At 73.0% G+C, this 4,404-nt stretch carries 2 protein-coding genes and 2 pseudogenes; all 4 read left to right on the top strand.

Annotation, left to right across the window (positions count from 1 at the left end; genetic code table 11):
* The first annotated feature begins 305 nt into the window (after nucleotides 1-305).
* Nucleotides 306-2,576 (top strand): DUF2460 domain-containing protein, encoded by a 2,271-nt coding sequence (locus OXR08_RS18515; protein WP_267352116.1) that lies wholly within the window; start codon nucleotides 306-308, stop codon nucleotides 2,574-2,576.
* Nucleotides 2,573-3,376 (top strand): DUF2163 domain-containing protein, encoded by an 804-nt coding sequence (locus tag OXR08_RS18520; RefSeq protein ID WP_267352118.1) that lies wholly within the window; start codon nucleotides 2,573-2,575, stop codon nucleotides 3,374-3,376. Before OXR08_RS18515 ends, OXR08_RS18520 begins: the two co-directional genes overlap by 4 nt.
* Nucleotides 3,373-3,735, top strand: a pseudogene (locus OXR08_RS18525) (peptidoglycan endopeptidase); the annotation flags it as partial. The gene OXR08_RS18520 and the pseudogene OXR08_RS18525, both read left to right, overlap by 4 nt.
* A gap of 13 nt (nucleotides 3,736-3,748) precedes the next feature.
* Nucleotides 3,749-4,404 (top strand): annotated as a pseudogene (locus OXR08_RS18530) (hypothetical protein); the annotation flags it as partial.

Below are 4,404 nucleotides of genomic sequence, written 5' to 3' on the forward strand. Positions count from 1 at the left end.
GGCGGGCGAGGCCCCGGCAGCGCTGGCGCGGTCCGGGCGGCAGGTGGCTCGGGCGGTTCGGGCGGCGCTTGCTGAGGATTAGGCATGTTGCGTTTGGGGCGGCCCCTCACCCTCCCATCGCTGGCGCGATGGGCCCCTCCAGCATCGGGTGAACAGCGCCCCGCGCTGTTCAGTCCATGCCGGGGGCATGGACGACCCGATGCTCCCCGGAGGGGAGAGGGGTTTTGTGGGTGCCCTCTCCCCTCCGGGGAGAGGGTTGGGTGAGGGGCTGCCAAGCAGAGCTGGGCCATCGTTAGGGGGATATCATGGGCTGGAATCTGTGCAGCGCTCGCCGGGAACAGCGGGGGGATGTGATCTCGCGGTTCGATCCGCGGTTCTGGACGGTGAATTTCCCGCGGCCGATGATGGCGTCGGTGGTGACGACCGCACCCGATGCACTGCGGGTGGATGCGGTGTTCTACAAGGCGGACGATCTGGCCGGGTTGATCTGGGAAGCGGAGGACCGTTTCGATCATCCGTTGCTGGCCTACCAAACCGCGCGGGATTTTCGCGGGTGCCGGTTGTCGTTCCGGTGGCGCTCGGGGGGCGTGCGGGCGCTGGATGCGGTGAACGGCCCAGTGCTGACCATCGAGGGGCGCGATGCGGCGGGCCGGATGCGGGCCTGGTATGTGCGGCTGTGGAACTATGCGGTGGGGTCGCGCGAGGACGCGGTCGTGTCGATCGACTTCGCCCGCGTCGATGGCGGGTTCCTGTTGCCGGGCGAGGCGGACCCGGTGTGGGCGGGCGATGTCGACCGGATGTTCGTGTCGCTGGTCGCGCCGGGCTATACGGGGGCGGATGCGCCGCTGGCCGCGCCGGCCGAGGGATGGGTGGAGCTGACCGGCATCGCCTGTGAGGGGCCGGGTGCGGTGATCGCGATCGGCGATGCGGTGCTGCCCGAACATGATTGCCGCATCGCCAGCGGCTATGACGACAGCTACAATCTGACGCCGGCACGGCTGCTGCGCAATGCGCTGCACCTGGGGTATCGCGGGGCGATCACCCATTATGTCGGCATGAGCCATTATTTCCGGCTGGAGGCGCTGGGCGGGGGGTTCTACGCCAGTCTGGCGGGTGGCGTGCTGAACGCGCCCTGCGTTGCATGGCACCGGGCGTTCGCCGCTGAGGCGCGGGCGCTGGGATACGGCATCATCTGGTCGCTGTCCTACGAACTGTTCGATGCGCATTGCTGGAACGACTGGAAACAGCGCGCGAGCGACGGCAGCCCGGCGCTGACCGGATGGGTGCCGCCATCGACGCTGCTGAGCCCGGCGCATGACGGGGCAATGGGGTATCTGCGGGCGGTGGCGGCGGCGTTTCTGGCGATCGGCACGGCCGCCGGGCTGCCCCCACGGTTCCAGGTGGGGGAGCCGTGGTGGTGGGTGCAGCCCGACGGCGCGCGGCCCTGCCTCTATGACGCGGCCGCCATGGCGGCGTTCGCGCCGGTGGCGATGGACAGCATCCGGGGCGCCAAGACCGAGGCGCAGAAGGCGACGCTGGACCGGGCGGGGGCGTGCCTTGCCGCCTCCACCGCAGCGCTGTGCGCGGCGGCACGGGGCGCGGCGCCGGGGTGCGAGACGCTGCTCCTCACCTATCTGCCCACCGTGCTGGATGCCGCCGCGCCGGAGGCCAAGCGCGCGAACATGCCGGTGGGCTGGGCGAGCCCGGCATTCGATGTGCTGCAACTGGAGGATTATGACTGGGTGACGGAGGGGGACAGCGCCTCCACCCGTGCCGGGATCGCGCTGGCGGAGGCGCGGCTGGGCTATCCGGCAGAGCGGCAGCATTACCTGTCGGGCTTCGTGCTGCGGCCCGACCAGCGCGCGCAATGGGGGTTGATCGATGCGGCGGCGCAAGCCGCGCGGGCGCGCGGCGTGGCGGACGTGGTGCTGTGGGCGCTGCCGCAGGTGATGCGCGACGGCTTCGTACATTGGAAAGGGGAGGACGGGGTGGAGGCGTTCGACGACGTGATGTTCCCGCTGGCGCTGGGGCGCGATACGGAGGTGTCGCCCGGCTTCTCGACATCGGTCGTGACCAGTGCGGGCGGGCACGAGACGCGCAACGCCGCCTGGGCGGAGGCGCGGACGCAGTATGATGTCGGGCCGGGCGTGCGATCGGAAGCGGACATCGCCGCGTTGCTGGCGTTCTTTCGCGCAAGGCTGGGTCCGGCGCGCGGGTTCCGCTTGCGCGATCCCTTCGACCATGACGCGGTGGGGGTGACGATCGGCACCGGCGACGGGCGGACCCGGCGCTTCGCGCTGGTCAAGGCTTACGGCGGGCAGCAGCGGCGGATCACCCGGCCGGTGGCGGGCACCGTGTCGGTCAGCGCCGACGGCCGCGCGGTGGCGGGGTTCGCGCTGGGGCCGGGCGGCTGGGTGGTGCTGGACACCGCGCCGGTGGCGGGCGTGCGGGTGCGCGCCAGCTTCACCTTCGACGTGCCCGTGCGCTTTGCCGAGGACAGGCTGAGCGTGACGCGGGCGACCTTTCTCGCGGGGGCGGCGCCGGCGGTGCCGCTGGTCGAGGTGCGCGAGGCATGAGCGGCGACCGGGTGGTGACGCGCGTGCTGTGCTGGCGGCTGGAGCGGCGCGACGGGGTGACGATCGGGCTGACCGCGCATGACCGCGACCTGGTGCTGGACGACCTGATCTATCGCGCCGCGCCGGGACTGGTGCCCTCCGCGATCGTGCGCGGCGATACGCTGGAGCCGGAGAGCATGGAGGCGAGGGGCGCGCTGACCAGCGATGCGATCACCGAGCGCGACCTGCTCGCCGGGCGATGGGAGGGCGCGCGGGTGGTGGCGTTCGCGGCGGACTGGACCGGCGAGCGCGCGCCGGTGCCGCTGGGCGAGGGGCGGATCGGTGCGGTGTCGCTGGAGGACGGCGGGTTTGGTGCGGAACTGCGCGCGGCGAGCGTGGTGCTGGAGCGGGCGGTGGTCGAGGAAACCTCGCCCGAATGCCGGGCGGAGCTGGGCGATGCGCGTTGCCGGGTGGCGATGGCGGGGCGGCGGCGCTTCACGACGGTGACGGCGGCGGAGGGCGCGCGGGTGACGGTGGATGCGGTCGAGCCGGTGGCGGACGGCTGGGGCGGCGGGCGGCTGCGCTGGTTCGGCGGGGACAATGCCGGGCTGGAGGCGGCGGTGGCGCGGTCCGCAGGCGATACGCTGTGGCTGCGTGGCGCCCCGGCGTTTGCGGTGGTGCCGGGTGCGCTGGTGGAGCTGGTGGAGGGGTGTGACAAGTCGCTGGCCACCTGTGCCGGGCGGTTCGGCAATGCCGTGAACTTTCGCGGTGAGCCGTTCCTGCCGGGGATCGACCTGCTGACCCGGTATCCCGGCGCATGAGCGGGGTGGCGGCGGCGGCGCGGGCGCTGGTGGGCGCGGGGTTCCGGCTGCACGGGCGCGATCCGGCGGACGGGCTGGACTGTGTGGGCGTGGTGGCGTGCGCGACCGGGCTGGCGGTGCCGACCGGCTACGCGTTGCGCGGCGGCGTCGCGGCGCGGGCGACCCGCTGGCTGGATGCGCATCTGGTGCGCAGCGACGATGGCGGGCCGGGCGAGGTGCTGCTGCTGCGCGCTGGGCCCGGGCAGTTGCATCTGGCGGTGCGGGTGGCGGGCGGCATCGTCCACGGCGATGCGGGGCTGCGGCGGGTGGTAGAGCGGCCGGGGCCGGTGCCGTGGCCAATACTGGGTGGATGGCGCGTTCGGGGGGACGGGAATGGCGACGTTGGTGCTGGGGGCGGTGGGATCGGCGATCGGGGGACCGATCGGCGGCGCGCTGGGGGCGATGCTGGGCAATGCGGTGGACCGCGCGGTGCTGGGCCCGGCCCGGCGGCAGGGGCCGCGGCTGACCGAGTTGCAGGTGCAGACATCGTCCTATGGCACGCAACTGCCCAGGCTGTTCGGGACGATGCGGGTCGGCGGCACGGTGATCTGGTCGACCGACCTGATCGAGACGCGCGGGGGTAGCCGGGGCGGCAAGGGGCGGCCGGCAACCGAGACGTACAGCTATGCCGCGAGCTTTGCGGTGGCGCTGTCGGCGCGGCCGATCCGCCGGCTCCGGCGGATCTGGGCGGATGGACGGCTGCTGAGGGGCGCGGGGGGTGACTTCAAGACGGCGACGGGGTTCCGGCTGTACCTGGGCGGCGAGGATCAACCGGTCGATCCGGCGATCGCCGCGGCCGAAGGGGCCGCCGCGCCGGCGCATCGCGGGATCGCCTATGCGGTGTTCGAGGACATGGCGCTGGGCGACTATGGCAACCGCATCCCGCAACTGACCTTCGAGGTGGAGGCGGATGACGGGCCGGTTTCGGTGGGTGCGATCGCACGCGCGCTGGCGCCCGAGGTGACGGGGGCGGCCGCGCTGCCGCTGGG

The organism is Sphingomonas sp. GM_Shp_2, from assembly GCF_026540875.1.
GTDB lineage: Bacteria > Pseudomonadota > Alphaproteobacteria > Sphingomonadales > Sphingomonadaceae > Sphingomonas > Sphingomonas carotinifaciens.